At 35.4% G+C, this 17,574-nt stretch carries 17 protein-coding genes; 5 read left to right on the plus strand and 12 right to left on the minus strand.

What is annotated here, in order from left to right:
* Positions 1-71: 71 nt before the first annotated feature.
* Both QLQ95_RS23360 and QLQ95_RS23365 read left to right on the plus strand, forming a co-directional pair.
* Positions 72-1,877 carry a glycoside hydrolase family 2 protein gene (locus QLQ95_RS23360; RefSeq protein WP_482501927.1) on the plus strand — a complete coding sequence of 602 codons (1,806 nt, stop codon included), beginning with the start codon at positions 72-74 and terminating at the stop codon, positions 1,875-1,877.
* 99 nt (positions 1,878-1,976) lie between these two features.
* Positions 1,977-2,540 carry a DUF2911 domain-containing protein gene (locus QLQ95_RS23365; protein ID WP_482501928.1) on the plus strand — a complete coding sequence of 188 codons (564 nt, stop codon included), beginning with the start codon at positions 1,977-1,979 and terminating at the stop codon, positions 2,538-2,540.
* Positions 2,541-2,925: 385 nt separating this feature from the next.
* On the opposite strand, the gene QLQ95_RS23370 is transcribed toward QLQ95_RS23365, so the two are convergent.
* Genes QLQ95_RS23370 through QLQ95_RS23380 form a run of 3 tightly spaced genes read right to left on the minus strand, consistent with a single transcriptional unit; the run spans position 2,926 to position 6,753 of the window.
* Positions 2,926-5,130, minus strand: a complete 2,205-nt coding sequence (locus QLQ95_RS23370) for a xanthine dehydrogenase family protein molybdopterin-binding subunit (RefSeq protein WP_482501929.1) — start codon at positions 5,128-5,130, stop codon at positions 2,926-2,928.
* 7 nt (positions 5,131-5,137) lie between these two features.
* On the minus strand, positions 5,138-6,118 hold the full coding sequence (locus QLQ95_RS23375; RefSeq protein WP_095930757.1) for an FAD binding domain-containing protein: 981 nt from the start codon (positions 6,116-6,118) through the stop codon (positions 5,138-5,140).
* A complete protein-coding gene (locus QLQ95_RS23380; RefSeq protein WP_095930758.1) occupies positions 6,115-6,753 on the minus strand; it encodes a 2Fe-2S iron-sulfur cluster-binding protein in 639 nt (212 codons plus the stop codon). The genes QLQ95_RS23375 and QLQ95_RS23380 overlap by 4 nt, the downstream gene beginning before the upstream one ends.
* A gap of 413 nt (positions 6,754-7,166) precedes the next feature.
* Between QLQ95_RS23380 and QLQ95_RS23385 the strand changes: the two genes are divergently transcribed.
* Complete coding sequence (locus QLQ95_RS23385) at positions 7,167-8,318, plus strand: cysteine desulfurase family protein (protein WP_095930759.1); 1,152 nt, start codon at positions 7,167-7,169, stop codon at positions 8,316-8,318.
* Between the two features lie 216 nt (positions 8,319-8,534).
* On the opposite strand, the gene QLQ95_RS23390 is transcribed toward QLQ95_RS23385, so the two are convergent.
* The 5 genes from QLQ95_RS23390 to QLQ95_RS23410 all read right to left on the minus strand — a co-directional run bounded on the left by QLQ95_RS23390 (position 8,535) and on the right by QLQ95_RS23410 (position 11,678).
* Positions 8,535-9,152, minus strand: coding sequence for a nucleotidyltransferase family protein (locus tag QLQ95_RS23390; protein ID WP_253251849.1), 618 nt, complete (start codon positions 9,150-9,152; stop codon positions 8,535-8,537).
* Complete coding sequence (locus QLQ95_RS23395) at positions 9,127-10,251, minus strand: XdhC family protein (protein ID WP_095930761.1); 1,125 nt, start codon at positions 10,249-10,251, stop codon at positions 9,127-9,129. Before QLQ95_RS23395 ends, QLQ95_RS23390 begins: the two co-directional genes overlap by 26 nt.
* Before the next feature lie 148 nt (positions 10,252-10,399).
* A complete protein-coding gene (locus QLQ95_RS23400) occupies positions 10,400-10,597 on the minus strand; it encodes a hypothetical protein (RefSeq protein ID WP_482501930.1) in 198 nt (65 codons plus the stop codon).
* Between the two features lie 4 nt (positions 10,598-10,601).
* Positions 10,602-10,871 carry a copper resistance protein NlpE N-terminal domain-containing protein gene (locus QLQ95_RS23405; RefSeq protein ID WP_482501931.1) on the minus strand — a complete coding sequence of 90 codons (270 nt, stop codon included), beginning with the start codon at positions 10,869-10,871 and terminating at the stop codon, positions 10,602-10,604.
* A gap of 63 nt (positions 10,872-10,934) precedes the next feature.
* Positions 10,935-11,678 carry a response regulator transcription factor gene (locus QLQ95_RS23410; protein WP_320493754.1) on the minus strand — a complete coding sequence of 248 codons (744 nt, stop codon included), beginning with the start codon at positions 11,676-11,678 and terminating at the stop codon, positions 10,935-10,937.
* 134 nt (positions 11,679-11,812) lie between these two features.
* Here QLQ95_RS23410 and QLQ95_RS23415 point away from each other — a divergent pair, with 134 nt between their 5' ends.
* Both QLQ95_RS23415 and QLQ95_RS23420 read left to right on the plus strand, forming a co-directional pair.
* The gene (locus tag QLQ95_RS23415; protein WP_482501932.1) at positions 11,813-12,562 is read left to right on the plus strand and encodes a DUF1349 domain-containing protein; all 750 of its coding nucleotides are present in this window, start codon (positions 11,813-11,815) and stop codon (positions 12,560-12,562) included.
* Positions 12,563-12,707: 145 nt separating this feature from the next.
* Positions 12,708-13,040, plus strand: coding sequence for a YegP family protein (locus tag QLQ95_RS23420; RefSeq protein ID WP_095930765.1), 333 nt, complete (start codon positions 12,708-12,710; stop codon positions 13,038-13,040).
* A 75-nt stretch (positions 13,041-13,115) separates the two neighbouring features.
* Here the strand turns inward: QLQ95_RS23420 and QLQ95_RS23425 are convergent, their stop codons facing one another.
* The 4 genes from QLQ95_RS23425 to QLQ95_RS23440 all read right to left on the minus strand — a co-directional run bounded on the left by QLQ95_RS23425 (position 13,116) and on the right by QLQ95_RS23440 (position 17,548).
* Complete coding sequence (locus QLQ95_RS23425; protein ID WP_482501933.1) at positions 13,116-14,486, minus strand: glycoside hydrolase family 27 protein; 1,371 nt, start codon at positions 14,484-14,486, stop codon at positions 13,116-13,118.
* A 167-nt stretch (positions 14,487-14,653) separates the two neighbouring features.
* Positions 14,654-15,241 (minus strand): LutC/YkgG family protein, encoded by a 588-nt coding sequence (locus tag QLQ95_RS23430; protein ID WP_482501934.1) that lies wholly within the window; start codon positions 15,239-15,241, stop codon positions 14,654-14,656.
* Positions 15,234-16,634: a lactate utilization protein B gene (locus QLQ95_RS23435; RefSeq protein WP_482501935.1), complete on the minus strand. Its 1,401-nt coding sequence runs from the start codon at positions 16,632-16,634 to the stop codon at positions 15,234-15,236. Before QLQ95_RS23435 ends, QLQ95_RS23430 begins: the two co-directional genes overlap by 8 nt.
* A 173-nt stretch (positions 16,635-16,807) precedes the next feature.
* Entirely contained in the window at positions 16,808-17,548 is a 741-nt protein-coding gene (locus tag QLQ95_RS23440) for a (Fe-S)-binding protein (RefSeq protein WP_095930770.1), read from the minus strand.
* Positions 17,549-17,574 lie beyond the last annotated feature (26 nt).

Consider the following 17,574-nt stretch of genomic DNA (forward strand, 5'->3'; position numbering starts at 1 on the left):
CAAAAAAACGAATGAAAAAATCTTTGTGCCTTAGCGCCTTTGTGGCAAAATACATAATAAACAAATTTACAATGAAAAAAATTCTAACATTATTATTCCTGACGTCGTTCGCAATTGGACAATCACAAGGTTTAATTTCTAACGTGTCAAACCGAAATACTACTTCTTTAAACGGAATTTGGAATTACATAATTGATCCGTACCAAACTGGCTTTTACAGCTTTCACCTTGACCAATACGATAAACAGGAAAAACCAGCAAAAGGAGCATTTTTCACGAATTATCATGCTCAAAACAAACAGGAATTGGTAGAATATGATTTTGATAAATCGCCAACAATTACTATTCCTGGCGATTGGAATTCGCAGGTTACAGAACTGAAATATTATGAAGGAAATGTATGGTTTAAAAAGTCTTTCGATTACAATTTAGCAGCCAACAAACGTTTGTTTTTATATTTGGGAGCTATCAATTACAAAGCTGATGTTTATTTGAACGGAAAGAAACTAGGAACTCACGAAGGTGGTTTTACGCCATTTAATTACGAAGTGACTTCTATTGTTCAGCCCAAAGGCAATTATTTGGTTATAAAAGTTGATAATACGCGCCATAAAGAAGATGTTCCGACTGTGAATACAGATTGGTGGAATTATGGCGGAATCACGCGCGATGTAACTTTAATTGAAGAAGAAGCATCTTTTGTAGAAGATTACACTATTCAGCTGAAAAAAGGTAATGCGAATGTTATTTCGGGATTCATCAAGATTAATAATTTAGATCCATCAAAAAATCAGATTTCGATTGCTATTCCTGAATTAAAAATCAATTACAAAGGAAAAGCAGATGCTCAGGGAATTCTAAACTTTGAAATCCCAACGAAAAAGATTTCTTATTGGTCGCCAGAAAATCCGAAATTATATGATGTTATTGTTGACTTTAACGGAAAAAAATTAAACGACAAAATTGGTTTCAGAACAATTGAAACGCAAGGTGATAAAATCTTATTAAACGGAAAAGCAGTCTTTTTAAGAGGAATCTCTATTCACGAAGAAAATGCAAAAGGCGGACGTGCTAATTCTGAAGAAGATGCGCTGCGTTTACTAAATTGGGCAAAAGAATTAGGTTGTAATTATGTTCGTCTGGCACATTATCCGCATAACGAAAACATGGTTAGAGAAGCTGATAAAATGGGATTAATGGTTTGGGAAGAAATCCCAGTTTACTGGACTGTTGAATTTACTAATAAAAATACGTATCAAAATGCCCAAGATCAATTAACGGCTGCTATTACGAGAGATAAAAATAGAGCCAGTATTGTGATCTGGTCTATGGCAAATGAAACTCCAGTTTCTGACGCTCGAAATACTTTTATCACGAATTTGGTCAATCATACAAAATCATTGGATAATACAAGGTTAATTAGCGCCGCTTTATTAACGCATAACGGAAAGATTGACGACGAAATTGGAAAATCACTTGACATTATTGCTTTCAACCAATATTTAGGCTGGTACGGCGGTAACTTAGAAAATGCTGAAAAAACATTCTGGACTACGCCATACAACAAACCTGTTTTCGTTTCTGAATTTGGAGGCGATGCAAAAGCGGGCTTTCATGGAGAGAAAAACGAACGTTGGACGGAGGAATACCAGGAATATTTATACATTCAGAATCTAAAAATGATTGAAAAGATTCCTCACTTAAGCGGAACAAGTCCGTGGATTTTGGTTGATTTTAGATCTCCGAAAAGATTGCTTCCAGGTATTCAGGACGGTTACAATCGTAAAGGTTTAATTTCAAATGATGGTGAAAAGAAAAAAGCTTTTTACATTATGCAGGATTGGTATGCTAAAAAGAAAAAGGAGTTTCAGAATTAATTCGTCATTACCAATTCATTAACAAAAAACAAACTGTAAATTATATGATTTTTCTTCATTATTAACTTACTTTGTAGTTATTCTAAAAATTGTAATCCTATGAAAAAAATTTATTTACTGGCAGTTACATTGTTTGCTGCCTTTACAGTTCAGGCACAAGAAGTGGTGAAATTTGCTCCATTAGACAACAGCCCTGTTGATATTTCTTATTTCCCAAACAAGGCGGTTAAATTCAAAAAAACAGATAATCCAAATCCGATTATCAAAGTTACTTACGCAAGACCTTCTGCAAAAGGAAGAACTATTTTTGGCGATGTTGTAAAGTTTGGAGAAATCTGGAGAGTTGGTGCTAATGAAAATACAGAGATTAAATTCTACAAAGATGTAACTATTGGCGGTAAAAAAGTTCATGCAGGATATTACAGTTTATTTGCTATTCCAGAAAAAGATAAATGGACGATCATTATCAATAAAGAATTGGATTTATGGGGTGGTTATGCTTATGATGAAAGCAAAGACGTTGTAAGAGTTTCTGTTCCAGTTAAATCTGTAAGCGAAACAATCGAAGCTTTATCTATTGCATTTACAACTCAAGGCAATGTAACAAATCTTGTTATTGGATGGGATAAAACAACTGTTGAATTACCAATTACGATTAAATAAGTTTTAATGATATATGCCACGAAGGCACAAAGTCGCAAAGTTTTTTTAAGCTTTGCGACTTTTTTTATTTAAGCACAAAGAGCCGATTTACATAAGCTCTCAAAGCTTTATTAATCTAGCGAAACCAGAGATGATTTTTTTTAGGCAAAGTAAACTCATTTTTGTCATTTCGACGAAGGAGAAATCTCCACAAGAAACTCTACAAAGATTGGCTTATTATTGAGGAGCTGCTTACGAAGATTTCTCCTTCGTCGAAATGACAAGATTGTGTAATAATCTGTCTAAAAAAACTTTGTTGCTCTTCTGCTTTTCAAGACTTTCATAACACAAAATAATCCCTTTAAGATCTTATTCTCAAAGGGATTATTGTAATTGTTTTTTATGCTTAAACCTTTACGGTCTCAATAATTTTATCTAATGTAATTGGTAAATCTCTAACACGTTTTCCAGTTGCATTAAAAACGGCATTTGCAATTGCTGGTGCCATTCCAACTAAAGCTGTTTCTCCTAAACCTTTTGTTCCCATTGGGTTACTGATTGGGTCTTTTTTATTAACGAAGAACACTTCTTGTTTTTCTATATCTGCATTTACAGGAACATGATAATCAGCAAAATTATTGTTGATTGGACGGCCAAAACGATGATCGATTTCTAATGCTTCCATCAATCCCATTCCGATTCCTCCTACTGCTCCACCGAACATTTGTCCAGCAGAAGTTTTCTGACTGATTACGGTTCCAATATCGGCACAAGACACAACATGAGCCAATCTTATCTTACCCAAATTCGGATTCACTAATACTTTTACAAAATGAACCGAAAACGAATAAATCGAATATTTCTTTGCTTCTTCTGCGGCTTTAGAAAGATTTTCTACTTCAAAATCTTCTAATTTATTACTGCTTAAGAGCGCCGCTAATGTAACCGATTTAGATTTGTCTTTTTTAGAAGAAACTGCACCATTTTCAAAAGTTAAATCTGTGAGAGCGATTCCTTTTAAAGCAGAATTTTTACTTCCCAATTCAATTATTTTATTCACCAATAAATTACAAGCATCATGAACAGCAGAACCAACAGACGAAGTCGTTGCCGAACCACCTTGCGTTGGGCCTTTTGGCAATCCGCTTTTTCCCATTTCGATAACTACATTTTCAGATGGCAAACCAATTACTTCAGCTCCAATAGCAGTCATCATAGTTGCCGTTCCTGGTCCCATATCATTTACACTGCATTGCAATACCAAATCTCCATTAGCCAAAAATTTTGCCTTTACAGAAGTTGGGCTTCGATAACAGCCGAAAGTTCCAGTTCCCATTCCGTAACCCACTAGCCAGTTTCCTTCTTTAACAGAACCCGGTTCATTTTTACGGTTTTTCCAGCCTATGCGTTCCATTCCAGCTTCGTAGCATTCTAAAAGAAATTTACTGCTCCAAGGTTTATTTTGTTCCTGATCTTTTTCAGCATAATTGCGTTTTCTGAATTCAATCGGATCTAGGTTTAATTTATAAGCCAATTCGTCCATTGCGCTTTCTAAGGCAAAAGAGCCTGTCGCCTCTCCCGGTCCACGCATCCAGATTGGTGTGCAAGTATCCAAAGGCACAATTCTATAACGTGTCGAAACATTGGCACAATCATAAATAAATCGGGACATGTTTACGGTACCTTCCATAAAATCCTCATAGCTTGAAGTCATTGCAACCGCTTCATGCGTTAATCCAGTCAGTTTTCCATCTTTAGTTGCCCCAAGCCCCATTTTCTGAATCGTGTAAGGCCTGAAACCAACATTGGTAAACATCTGTTCGCGATGCAGTACTAATTTAACTGGACGATTTAGTTTTTTGGCTCCAATTAAAGCCGCTATTTCATACGGCCAAGTATGCAATCCCATTCCGAAAGCGCCTCCAAGATATTCGGCGTGAACCTCAACATCTTCGACAGGCACTCCAAAAACTCCGGCAACACTTTTACGCGTTCCCTCGACACCCTGACTTTTGGTATATAAAATGGGTTTATTTCCGTCCCATTTGGCTATAATATTTGCCAGTTCCATCGGGTTATGCACCTCGGTTGGAATCGTATATTCGGTTTCTAGAACAACCTCAGCATTTTTATAACCATCATGTTCTCCGCGATGGTAATCATTTCCTTTATCGGTTTCGACTTTCTTTTCCTTTTCAGCTGCTTTTTTAAGTTCTGTCGAATGTTCTTCTTTAAAATAATCGGCTTTAATTAAACTCGCCGCATATCGCATACGCTCAAAAGTATCGGCAATAACCAGAGCAATGGGCTGATCGTAATACAAAACCGAATCATCCTTGAAAATCTGCAAGGGCTGACCAAAATTATGCTTGTCTTTTGCTTTTTCGTAGCCAGCAGGTTTATCCACATTTAAATGCGTAATTACAGCCAAAACTCCTGGCGCCCATTCCGCTTTTTTAGTATCAATGGTTTTAATTCTTCCTTTCGCAATCGTACTTCCTACCAAACAGGCATAAACAACGCCTGCTGTTTTATATTCTGCCGAATAAGTTGCTGAACCCGTTACTTTAGCAAATCCGTCAACTCTATTAATATTACTTGTCTTGCTCATAATTTAATTATTTTGATGCTGCTATTGTAAGTGCTTCTGCTACTGCATTCTCTCCAAGCGTTATTTTAAAATTATTATCCCCGAATCCTTTTGCACCTTTCATAGACAAATGGCCTGCTTGTTTAAATAGATCTTCAGAAACTGTTTTTCCTTTCAGGAATTTTTCTGTTTCAGTCAATCGCCATGGTTTATGTGCCACACCTCCCATAGCCAATCTGACATCATTTATGGTATTATTTTTTACATCTAAAGCCACAGCAACAGACACTAATGCAAAAGCATAACTCGTCCTGTCACGCACTTTAAGATAATGCACATTTTTAGTAAAATTATTATCTGGAATTTCAACAGCAGTAATCAATTCTCTGCTGTCAAGTGTATTGTCTTTTTCTGGTGTATTTCCAGGAAGTTTATGAAAATCAGTAAACTTAATTTCTCGTTTTCCTTTTGGACCTTCTACCAAAACTGTTGCATCGAGCGCCGCCAAAGCCACACACATATCACTTGGGTGAACGGCAATACAACTATCCGAAGTTCCAAAAACAGCTGCCATTCGGTTAGAACCTCCAATCGCACCGCATCCGCTTTTTGGTACTCGTTTGTTGCAAGGCATATCGGTGTTGTAATAATAAGAGCATCTCGTTTTCTGCAGCATATTACCTCCAACGGTCGCCATGTGACGAATTTGCTGAGAAGCTCCAGCAGCTAATGCTAACGCTAATAAAGGATATTTCTCTTTAATAGAAGCATCTTCGGCAACCTGACTATTTTTTGCCAATGCACCAATCGAAACTTTTCCTTTTAAGAACTCTATTTTCTTTAAGTCTAATCCGTTAATGTCAACCAATTTATCTGGAGCGACAATATTCTTCTTCATCAAATCCACCAGATTTGTTCCTCCCGCAATAAACATAGAAGAATCATCTTTGGCTTTTCCTGTAATTGCCGAAGAAGACGACAAAGCTTTAATTATCTGAAAGTTTTTCATATTTCCTTCCCTCCTTCCTTCACTTCCGTTATGGCGTCAACAATGTTATGATAAGCACCGCATCTACAAATGTTACCACTCATATATTCACTGATTTCTTCTCTGCTATTTGCATGGCCTTCTTTGATACAAGCAATTCCAGACATGATTTGTCCAGGAGTGCAATAGCCGCACTGAAAACCATCGTGTTTGATAAAAGCTTCCTGCATTGGGTGCAGTTTTTTTCCTTTCGAAAGTCCTTCAATCGTAGTTACCTGTGCGTTTTGCTGCATCGTTGCCAAAGACAGACACGACAAAATTCTAGTTCCATTTACGTGCACCGTACACGCACCACATTGTCCGTGGTCACATCCTTTTTTGGTTCCAGTAAGCTGTAACTGTTCGCGAAGCAAATCCAATAACGTAGTTCTTGGCTCAATATTTAGATTGTGTTTTGTGCCATTTACTTCAATAGAAAGCGGTACTGTTTCTAAATATTCCGCTATTTTTTCATCCCATTTCTTTTCTGTAGCCATAACCAATGAAGGCGGCGTCAGGGCAAGGGCGGTAAAAAGTCCTGATTTCTTTATAAAGTCACGACGCGAATTGGAATCTTCGGGTGTTACTTTATTCTGATTTGTTTTTTTAGAAGCCATTCAATCTATTTGTTAAATTAGCAAATTCGCTTTTGTCATTCTAACAAATTTAGCGATCTTATGTAAGAAAAAATTATAAAATTCAAACATTACTCTTATTTAGAATAATTACAATTTCTTTCTTTTTTTTAACCGCAAAGAGCGCAAAGGGTTTTCGCAAAGTTCGCTAAGTTATTTTTCTCTCGCAGATTTGGCAGATAATGCAGATTTTGAATACGATGAAAAGATTTACACAGATTCTTTTTGATAGAAATAAATAAAAAATCTGTTTAGATCTGCAAAATCTGCGAGAAACAAAAATTATACACATTAAAATTTTGCGTTCTTTGCGAAAACCCTTTGCGCCTTTGCGGTTAATTTTTTTCAAGTAGATTAATTCTGAAATTGTATTTTTACTGAACTAAGCCCAAATTATGCTACAACAAAAAATCATTTACCTTGATAACAATGCCACAACACGTGTTGATAAACGAGTTTTGAATGCAATGCTTCCGTATTTTACTGATTTGTATGCAAATTCAACAGGAACACATTTAGCGGGATTAACGGTAAAAGAAGCTATTGAAAACGCAGCATGGCAAACGGCAGATTTAATAAATGCCGATGCAGAAGAAATCATATTTACTTCGGGCGCGACTGAGGCAATTAATCTCGCAATTAAAGGTTTAGCCGATCAGGACCGAAAACATATCGTCACCATTCAGACCGAACATAACGCGGTTCTGGAAACCTGTCACTTTATGGAAAGCATTGGTTTTGAAGTAACTTATCTTCCTACTGATTTCCACGGACTTTTGAGCCTTCGACTTTTAGAAGAAATAATCACAGATAAAACTCTGGTTTTCATCGGAATGTTTTCTAATAATGAAACTGGTGTCATACAAAATATCAGTACAATTTCTAAAATATTGAAAGCCAAAAATGTACTTTTTATGTGTGATGCTACGCAGGCGGTTGGAAAAATTCCTGTTGATGTAAAAAAACTCGGAATTGATCTTTTGACTTTATCCGCACATAAATTTTACGGTCCGAAAGGCGTTGGCGCTTTGTATGTTTCGGCGAAAGCCAAAATAAAATTGTCTTCTCAAATTCTTGGAGGCGGACAACAAAGAAAATTACGAAGCGGAACGCTAAATGTTCCCGGAATTATAGGTTTAGGAAAAGCATCGGAAATTGCTGTAAATGAATTAGAAAAAGATCAAAATAGAATTTCTCTATTACGAGACAAACTTGAAAAAGGTTTATTACAATTTGAAGGTTCTTTTGTAAATGGAAATACAGAAAACCGAATTTACAATACTTCTAATATTTGTTTTCCAGGCGTGAATTCAGAACAACTGATTCTGGCTTTGGGAAATATTTCCGTTTCGAATGGCGCTTCTTGCTCTGCAGTTACTTCTAAGCCTTCTCACGTTTTAAAAGCAATGGGCTTGTCTGATGAAGAGGCTTTGAGTTCGATTCGTTTTAGTTTGGGAAGATTTACTACTTCTGAGGAAATTGATATTGCTATTGAGAGTGTTTTGAGTCTCGCTAGGCAGTTTGCCACGAAGACGCTAAGACACTAAGTTTTACTTTTTTAATCTCGCAAAGTCGCGGAAACGCAAAGGTTATTTTTGTCATCCTGACGAAGGAAGGATCACACGCGGGAGCCGACAAAGATTGAGGATTTACTTTATGGAGTTTCTAGTGCGATCCTTCCTTCGTCAGGATGACAAACTGGATCTAGAAAAGCTGTGTAAAAAAACTTTGTCACTCTGCAACTTTGTCCCTTGTCCCTTTCTTCAAGAAATCAACTTAAAATAATCCTCCTCTGTATCAATATCAATATTCCCTTTTTCAAAAAGAACTGAAACTACATTTTCTGTATGCTTTTTAATGAGTTTTTTAGCGCCTTCCTGCCCTTTTAACTCCAGAAGTTCTTGAAAGTATTTTTTATGAAATAAAACTGGCGTTCCTAAAGTTTCAGAGTATGATGAAGCGGCAATTCCTTTTTTTGTTTTATTGGCTTGAATAATTAAATTTTCAAAAACAGCATTTGTCACAAAAGGCTGATCGCAAACTGCTAAAATACATTGCTCACAATCTGGATTTAGAAGCAATAATTCCTTTATTCCTTTTGCAATTGAAGAAGACATTCCGTTTTCCCAGTCAGAATTAAATGCAAATGTGACTTCGGGTAAATTAAGCTCTTTTTCGATTAAATCATGGTTTGAACCTATCACGACTATAACAAATGAATTTTCAACCTTCAAAGCTTCTGAAACGGTGTTTTTCAACAAAGTTGATTCTTTATATTCCAGCAATTGTTTGGGTCTGCCTAATCTGGAAGAATTACCAGCGGCCAAAATAATAATGCCTGTTTTATTTTGAAATCTATTCTCCATAATGAATTTCATCATGTATTTTGCCTTCTTTATATTTCAGCGAAGTTCCTATTCTTTCTGAAGCTACCGCTTTTATTTCCGAAACAATCGATAAAGCAATTTCTTCAGATGTTTCTGCGCCAATATCGAGTCCAATTGGAGTATGAATTCTTTTCATCTGCTCTTCGCTTACTGTTATTCCTTCGATCAAAAGATCGTCTATCATTCGGTTGAATTTTGACTTCGGACCTAAAATTCCGATATAATGAAAATCGGTTTTTAGCAGCGCTTTTAAAACAGCTAAATCATATTTGTAATTGTGCGTCATCAAAGCAAAATAGGTCTGATCGTCAATAACAATATTCTCTAAAAATTGTTCTGGATTTACCACCGAAACTTGATCGGCTTTAGGAAACCGTTTTTTAGTTGCATGTGTTGCGCGTCCTTCGCCAATAGTAATTTTCCAGCCTAAAATTGAAGTCATTTTTACTATAGGCTGAATATCGTTTCCTGCACCAGCAATTACAAGCGAAATAGAAGGTTTTATGTATTCGATTAAAGCTTCGTTGTCGTTTTCTTCCTGAAGTTTTTTCACTACAGAAGTTTTAGTTTTCAGCACTTCTTTTACATCCGAAATTAAATTTAAAACCTCGTTATTATGATTTAAAACAGGACTGTCTTTTCTAAAAAACAAAGTTGTTCCAATCTGAAAAGCATTTCTTTTCAAAGAAAAAACGGTTACAATTACAGCTTCTTTTCTTTCTAATTCCAATTGCTGCAAAAGCTGAATTGGATTATTCGAAATCTCTTCATCAATATATTCAAAAAGAATATGAACGATTCCGTTGCATCCGAGCTGTAAACCCACTTCTGCATCATCTTCGTTATTCGTATTGTAAGTAACTAATTTATTTTGTTTTTGATGGATTGAAAGAAGTGCTTTTCGTAACGCGTCGCCTTCCAAACAACCACCACTTATTGCACCGGTCAATTCTCCATCTTCTGTAACCAGCATGCGAGCGCCAGGTTGTCGATATGACGAACCTTCAACTTTAACGACCGTTGCTAGAGCTGTTTTTTTTCCTTCGGATTTTGCTTGCGAATAGGCTTTAAGAATTTCGTTGATTTCTTTCATAGATACTTCTTCATCAATAGAAACTTAATATTGATGATACTTTTTATTAGCCTAAAAGTAAAAAAATATTACAAACTTAAAGACTGCAAAGTCATTTAAGTTTGTAATATTTTTTTTGAAAAGTCTTATTTAAACTGCCTAAATTATTTTATTCATTTAATTCTAAAAAATAATTCAGCTTAGACTTTATTATTTTTTTGTTTCTGTCTAGCAGATATAGTTTTTCGGGATTTTTACTGTAATAACCGTAATAAACCTGATCTTTTTCTGGTTTATCCCAGTTTAAAATATAGATTGTTCCATCAGGATCTTTCTCTAAACCTCTTTCGGTATTGATATTACCCATTTCTTTAAAGTTTTTTTTCAGGCTGTTTCCCTTTGTATGTACTAGATAATTGAAATGTATTATCTGCAACATCAATTTTTAGAACCGTTTCTATTCCTTCACAATCTGCACATGGCAGCGTTCCTTCAAAAACAGAAATAGTATCATCTGGTTCGTTTTTTTCATTACTAGCTATAGTATCTGTCAAAACAGAATTATTTTCATCTTTACTATTTTTAGAATTACAAGATGCTATAAGAGCTGATGCAAAAGCAAGAATAATTATTTTTCTCATAATATTTTTTTTCTTCAAATATAAGGAATATTCTTACTTTTGTGTCGATTTTAAACTTAAAATCTACAGCGATATCACTCCCATAATAATAGCAGTCTGTACGGCCTCTGCGGTATTGGTTACTTTTAATTTTTCAATAATATTTTGTCTGTGGCGTCTTACAGTGTAAACCGAAATATGCATTTCTGTCGCAATTTGTTCGCTTTTATTTCCTTTTGCTACACTCGTCAAAACTTCTATTTCTCTTTTTGAAAGTATATTTTCTGTATTGTTTTTATACTTTTCTGGTTCGATTACCTCGCCTGTTTGAATATTAAAAATTTTTCCGTCAATTCCAGTTCGAGGCTGCAAATCTGTTGATGGCAGATATAAACACAATGCAAGAGAGATACTTCCGTTATTAAATGTGTTCAAATAAATTGTACGGTGATTTATATACGTAATTTTATCGTTAGAATCTTTCATTCTCAAACGGCTCAAAGTACTGTAATTACTGTATTCTTCTTTTGGAATTTCTTTTAAAAACTGATAAAAATTGAGTTCTAAAACATGACGTTCAACCAAATCGTCTGAATTGATTTTAGTAAAAATACATTCTTCAAAAGCAGAATCAATTACAGCATTTTCATCTGGAAGCCCGAAAATAGAGCCGAAACTTCCGGCATAAATATAACTTTTATCGGATTGATAATCGGATAAAACGGCTACACATTGCTCTATTTTGACATAATTGATAACAAATTGTTTGTACATTTCGATATCATTTGATTCTCCAATTTCAAATTTTTGTTCTAAAAACGTAGTCATTAATTGGTTTTCTATTGAAGAATTTTGAAGCATTAGAAAGTATAATTGGTTAATTTTAGGTATTGCCTCTTTATTGAAGCCATTCTATTTTTGGAAAACTAAAAATATCACTTTCTATCCCAAAAAAATAATCTATGAAAACATTTTTTTACCACGCCATTATCCTTCTTGGTCTTTCTGCTTTAACGAGTTGCAATACTAAAAACGAAACTGCAAAAACAGCCATGAAAGAAGAAACCAAAACAGATTCTGCATTTGTAAACGGTTCTCCTTGCGACATTAAATTATCTTCTATACATTTTACAAAAGCGATAAACGGCGCCGATACGCTAATTAAAACCGAAGCTAACGAAAAAGTCATTTTTAAAGCTGGCGAAAAATTTGATTATTTTTCTGATCCAGACGGGAAATTGTCGAATACAACAGCGCCAATGCTTTTATCTGAAGTAGACAATACAAAACCTTTTACGCTTACCGCGAAAGTTACGCCTGAGTTTACAGAAAAAGGTTTGTATAATGCTGGTGTCTTATATATTTATGTGAATGATAGCTTTTATCAAAAATTTTGTTTCGAACAAGATGAAAGAGGCAATCATCGAGTTGTAACGGTTCGAACAATGGGTACTTCTGATGATAACAATCACGATATTGTAAAACAGCCTTTTGTTTACATGAAAATTTCTTCTGACACAAAAACAGTTGCCAGTTATTATTCGTTAGATAAAAAGAATTGGCAAATGGTTCGTTTATACAAAAACAATTATCCTAAAAAAATCTGGATGGGAATTAGTACTCAATGCCCTGTAGACAAAGGAACGCAGAGTATTTTTGAAGAGATTAATCTAGAAGAAAAAAGTGTTTCTGATTTTCGCTTAGGAATCTAATCTTGATCTTTTAAGTTCTTGAACAAAAACAAATTGTTATTGTTAACATAATTATTTTTTCAAATTGACGTATGATTTATATTACTAAGTTTTGTATTTTTATCTATAGCAAAATAAATATTACCTAACTTTAATAATAAACTACATGGGAAAATTTGTAATTACTACTAGAGCTAATGGAGAGTTCCAGTTCAATCTAAAAGCTGGTAATGGCCAAACCATTTTAACAAGTGAAGGCTATACTACAAAAGCGGCCTGCAACAATGGTATTGAATCTGTTAAAACCAACGCGGGAGATGATAATCGTTATGATAGAAAAGAATCTAGTAACGGTAAACCTTATTTCAATTTAAAAGCTGGAAATGGTCAAATTATTGGTTCAAGCGAAATGTACGAAAGTGTATCTGCTAGAGAAAACGGAATCGAATCGGTAAAGAAAAATGCTCCTGATGCAACTATAGATGATCAAACGGCTTAAATAAAACATATATTAAAAATAAAAAAGCGGTTTCTAATTCATAGGAACCGCTTTTTTATTTTAATAATCTGATGCTTATTTTTTATTTTTTAACTGATATAAAACTGAGCTGTGAGGCTTTAAATCGGCTGTTATTTCTTTTGAAGTTACTTTTGATTTCTCACCGGTCCACATATTTAAAACTTCGGCTGAAGTAGAAATTCCTAAATCGGAAAGATTTACGGAAACTTTTTGCGAAGCATTATCTGAGATATTGAACAAAGCCAGATAAACACTGCCATCTTTGGTATTTTTTGATGTCACAGCAATTTTTCCTTCTTTCTGAAAAAGCTGTTTTACATCGCTGCTATCGTTATGCATTTTTACGACCTCTTTATTCGTTAATAATGATAAGGTAAAAGCATCATTACTTGGTAAATCTCCTCCAAAAAACAATGGCGATTTGAAGATATTGAAAAATGTAATTAAAGTATATTGTTCGTCTTTGGTTAAACGCGTCATTCTATCCTCGCCTCTTTCTCCCCTTACCGAAATGCGTCCTAGCGGAATCATATCGCAGTCTGGCCATGTTCCTGGTGCAATGTACGGATACCATTTTTGCGCTACATCCATTAAGTGCGTAATGTGTGGCCATGTATCCCAAACATCATCAACCATTCGCCACATATTGGCATGATTGCTTACGTGAGCGGCAGCTGAAATTGGCGTTTCTCCTGGCGATGTGCTTAATACAATTTTGCGTCCGCATTTGTCAATCGCATTTCTAATTAAATTGATTTCAGCTTCATGATACGGTCTTGACAAATCATCAATTTTAATAAAATCTACTCCCCATTTTGCATATAATTCAAAAATAGAATCATAATATTCCTGCGCTCCGGGTTTGTCTGCCACAACGGTATAGTTGTCTCTCAGCCATTCGCATTGTAAAGAGGTGGTATAAACCTGATCTGCTGTAATTCCATTTGCTCCTTTTATGGGCAGTTTATCTTCAACTGCTTTTTTAGGAATGCCACGCATGATATGAATTCCGAATTTTAATCCTTTTTTATGAATGTAATCTGCTAAAGGCTTAAAACCTTGGCCGTCTTTTGCTGAAGGAAATCGGTTAACTGCTGGCAGATATCTCCCATATTGATCAATTACGTAACGCGGATCGGTCTGGTTATAGCCTCCTGCTTTGTCGTTTTCTACAAACCAACGAATGTCGACTACGATATATTCCCAGCCAAATTTCTTCAGTTCTTTTGCCATATAATCGGCGTTGGCTTTTACTTCGTGTTCTTCAACTGTTGGTCCGTAACAATCCCAGCTATTCCATCCCATTGGAGGAGTTTGAGCCCATTGTTTGAATTCTTCTTTTTGAAATGCTTTGGTTTGAGCATTTGATAATGTAGACAGAAAAAATATTCCTATCGCCATTGTACATAAGTTTTTGATTTTCATTGCAAGTGTGGTTAAGTGTAAGTTATACACTTTAAAAATAATAAAAAAAACGTACCAAGCTGATTTTTTTTTATTTCTCGTATGATCAATCACTTATAAATGAAAATAAAAAATGCAGAAAAGTTACCCTTTCTGCATTCACTATTTTATATTTTTTATTTGTTTTCTTAATCCAATAAAAATACAATCAACCCTCTTGCTCCATGTGCACCAAGAACCAAAGATTGCTCAATATCGGCTGTTTTTGACGGACCTGCGATGAAAGTTCCAAAACCGTATTCCATGTTTCCAATTCTCTGATAGGCTTGCTGCATTGTTGGCATAAGATCTTTTTTATGAACGATAATCGCTAAATACTGCGCAATAAAAGGTGCAACACGCTGTCCTAAAATAGCATCCGTTACCCAAAGTCCGCTGTTTTCTGCTACTCCAAAATGTGCTTTTACAACCGTTAGTTCCACATCTTGAAGCGAATGCGGATCTACTGTTTTCCAATCTAACGAAGCAATCTCAGAAAGTTCTGGAAGCGTTGTAATTAATCGTTTCTCCAGATCATAATTGGATTTAATGTAATTGATAATTTCATTATAATCAGCAACTTCTACAGGATCGCCTCCAATTCCTTTTAAAACTGTTTTGTAGGTTTCTAATACATCAAATTGTTCGGAACCTAAAAGATTTAGATCAGGCAGTTCTGCAACCTTATTAGGCTGATTCAGTTTTATTCTTTTTAAAATTTCGCCTTTACTACTCATTCTTTCTATTTTTAGATTCTTTCGAATTTTTCTTGTACCATTCTCTAAAAGACTCTTCTGGAACATCTGGCATTTCGCGCTGATCGTACCATTTATTCATTTTATTTTTGACCATTCCTGGAACGTTCTTCATTACAAATCTTCCCGATTTTCCAGCAATATTAAAAACCGTTGGATTTGCCAATACCGTCGCCATCGTTTTCATTGCAACCGTTTTGGCTGTTGGTGTATGCCCTTCTTTTACCAAAACCTGACGCCATTTGTACAATTGATCGTGAATATCAATTTTTACAGGACAAACATTGGTACAGGAACCGCAAAGTGTACTGGCAAAAGGCAGATCGGCATTTTTGCTCATGTCTAAGTTTGGTGCCAAAATAGAACCAATTGGTCCTGCAACCGCATTATGATAACTATGACCGCCGCTTCGTCTATAAACAGGACAAGTGTTCATACACGCTCCACAACGAATACATTTTAGCGAATTTCTAAAATCTTCTCTTCCTAATTGTGTGCTTCTTCCGTTGTCTACAATTACGATATGCATTTCTTTTCCGTCTCTTGGCTTCTTGAAATGGCTTGAAAAAGTTGTAATAGGCTGACCTGTTGCGCTTCTTGCCAATAATCTCAAGAAAACGCCTAAATGTTCTCTTTTCGGAATTAGTTTCTCGAATCCCATACAAGCGATATGAACGTCTGCCAAATGCGCGCCCATATCGGCATTCCCTTCATTGGTACAAACCACAAATTCCCCTGTTTCGGCAACCGCAAAATTGACTCCGGTTAAAGCTACTTTTCTAGTCAAGAAAGTATTTCTCAAACTATGGCGAGCAGATTCTGTCAAATACTGCGGATTAAAATTTCCTTTTTCGGTACCCAAATGTTCGTGGAAAGTTTCGCTTACGTCTTCCTTTTTTAAGTGAATGGCCGGAAGTACAATATGACTCGGTGGTTCTTTTCGAAGCTGCACGATATATTCACCTAAATCAGAATCGATTACTTCAATTCCTTTTTCGGCTAAATAATCATTTAAATGGCATTCTTCTGTAAGCATCGATTTGGATTTCACCATTTGCTTTACATCATGTTTAGCCATGATAGAATGCACAATTTCGTTGTGCTCTTTGGCATCAGCTGCCCAATGTACAATTATTCCGTTTCGTTGAGCATTCGCTTCAAATTCAACTAAATAATCATGAATATTAGAAAGCACATTAAATTTAATTTGAGAAGCGGTTTCACGCAACAGTTCCCAATCTTCAATTTGATGTGCTGATTTATCTCTTTTAGCACGCACAAACCATAGCGTTTCATCATGCCAATTGACACGCTCTACGTCTTTATTGAACTTTGCTGCGGCTTCGCTGTGCGGTATTATTTTTTCTGATGACATTTTTAACTATTTAAAAGTCAATTTTGAAATGTTTATAATGATTTATTTAACTGCAAAGTTCGCAAGGTTTTACGCAATCCCGATAGCTATCGGGAGCAAAGCTAATTTTTAATCTTAGCGTGCTTTGCGGTTTTTCTTTGTGCACTTTGCAGTTAAATACTCAACATCTATTTTTAGTTTTCGAGTGAATTTAATATTTCAGCAATGTGAATGGTTTTGATTCTGCTTTTTTGCCTTTTTAAAATTCCATCCAAATGCATTAAGCAAGACATATCTCCACCTGTAATATAATCCACATCATGACTTTCGTGATCTTTAATGCGATCTTGTCCCATTTTTACAGAAACCGCTTCTTCGGTAACGCAGAACGTTCCTCCAAAACCACAGCATTCATCTTTTCTCGTTAAAGCAACCAAATCAAGACCTTCAATATTGTGTAATAGTTGTTCTGGTTTCGAGAAAAATGGCGCATTTAATTCAGACATTTGCGAAAGCTTTAATCCGCGCTGACCGTGACAGCTCACGTGCATTCCCACTTTAAAAGGAAATCTACCGTCAATGTGGTCAATTTTTAAAACGTCGGTTATAAACTCAGTAAGTTCGTAAACCGTATTTCGAATTGCTATTGCCTTCTCTTCTTGTTTTTCGTCATGCAAATGGTCTTTTACATGCAAAACACAACTTCCAGAAGGACAAACTATATAATCAAATCCAGAAAAATTGGCAATAAAATTGGCGTCGCATCCTTTTGTTAAATGTGCATAACCGCTATTAGCCATTGGCTGTCCGCAGCAAGTTTGCCCCATCGGAAATTCGACGTCACAACCTAATTTTTGTAGTAATTCGTAGGTTGCGATTCCTACTTTAGGATAAAATTGGTCGACATAACAAGGTATAAAAAGTCCAATTTTCATGTTGTAGTATTTAGTGTGTTGTTCAT

The organism is Flavobacterium sp. B330r, from assembly GCF_056824325.1.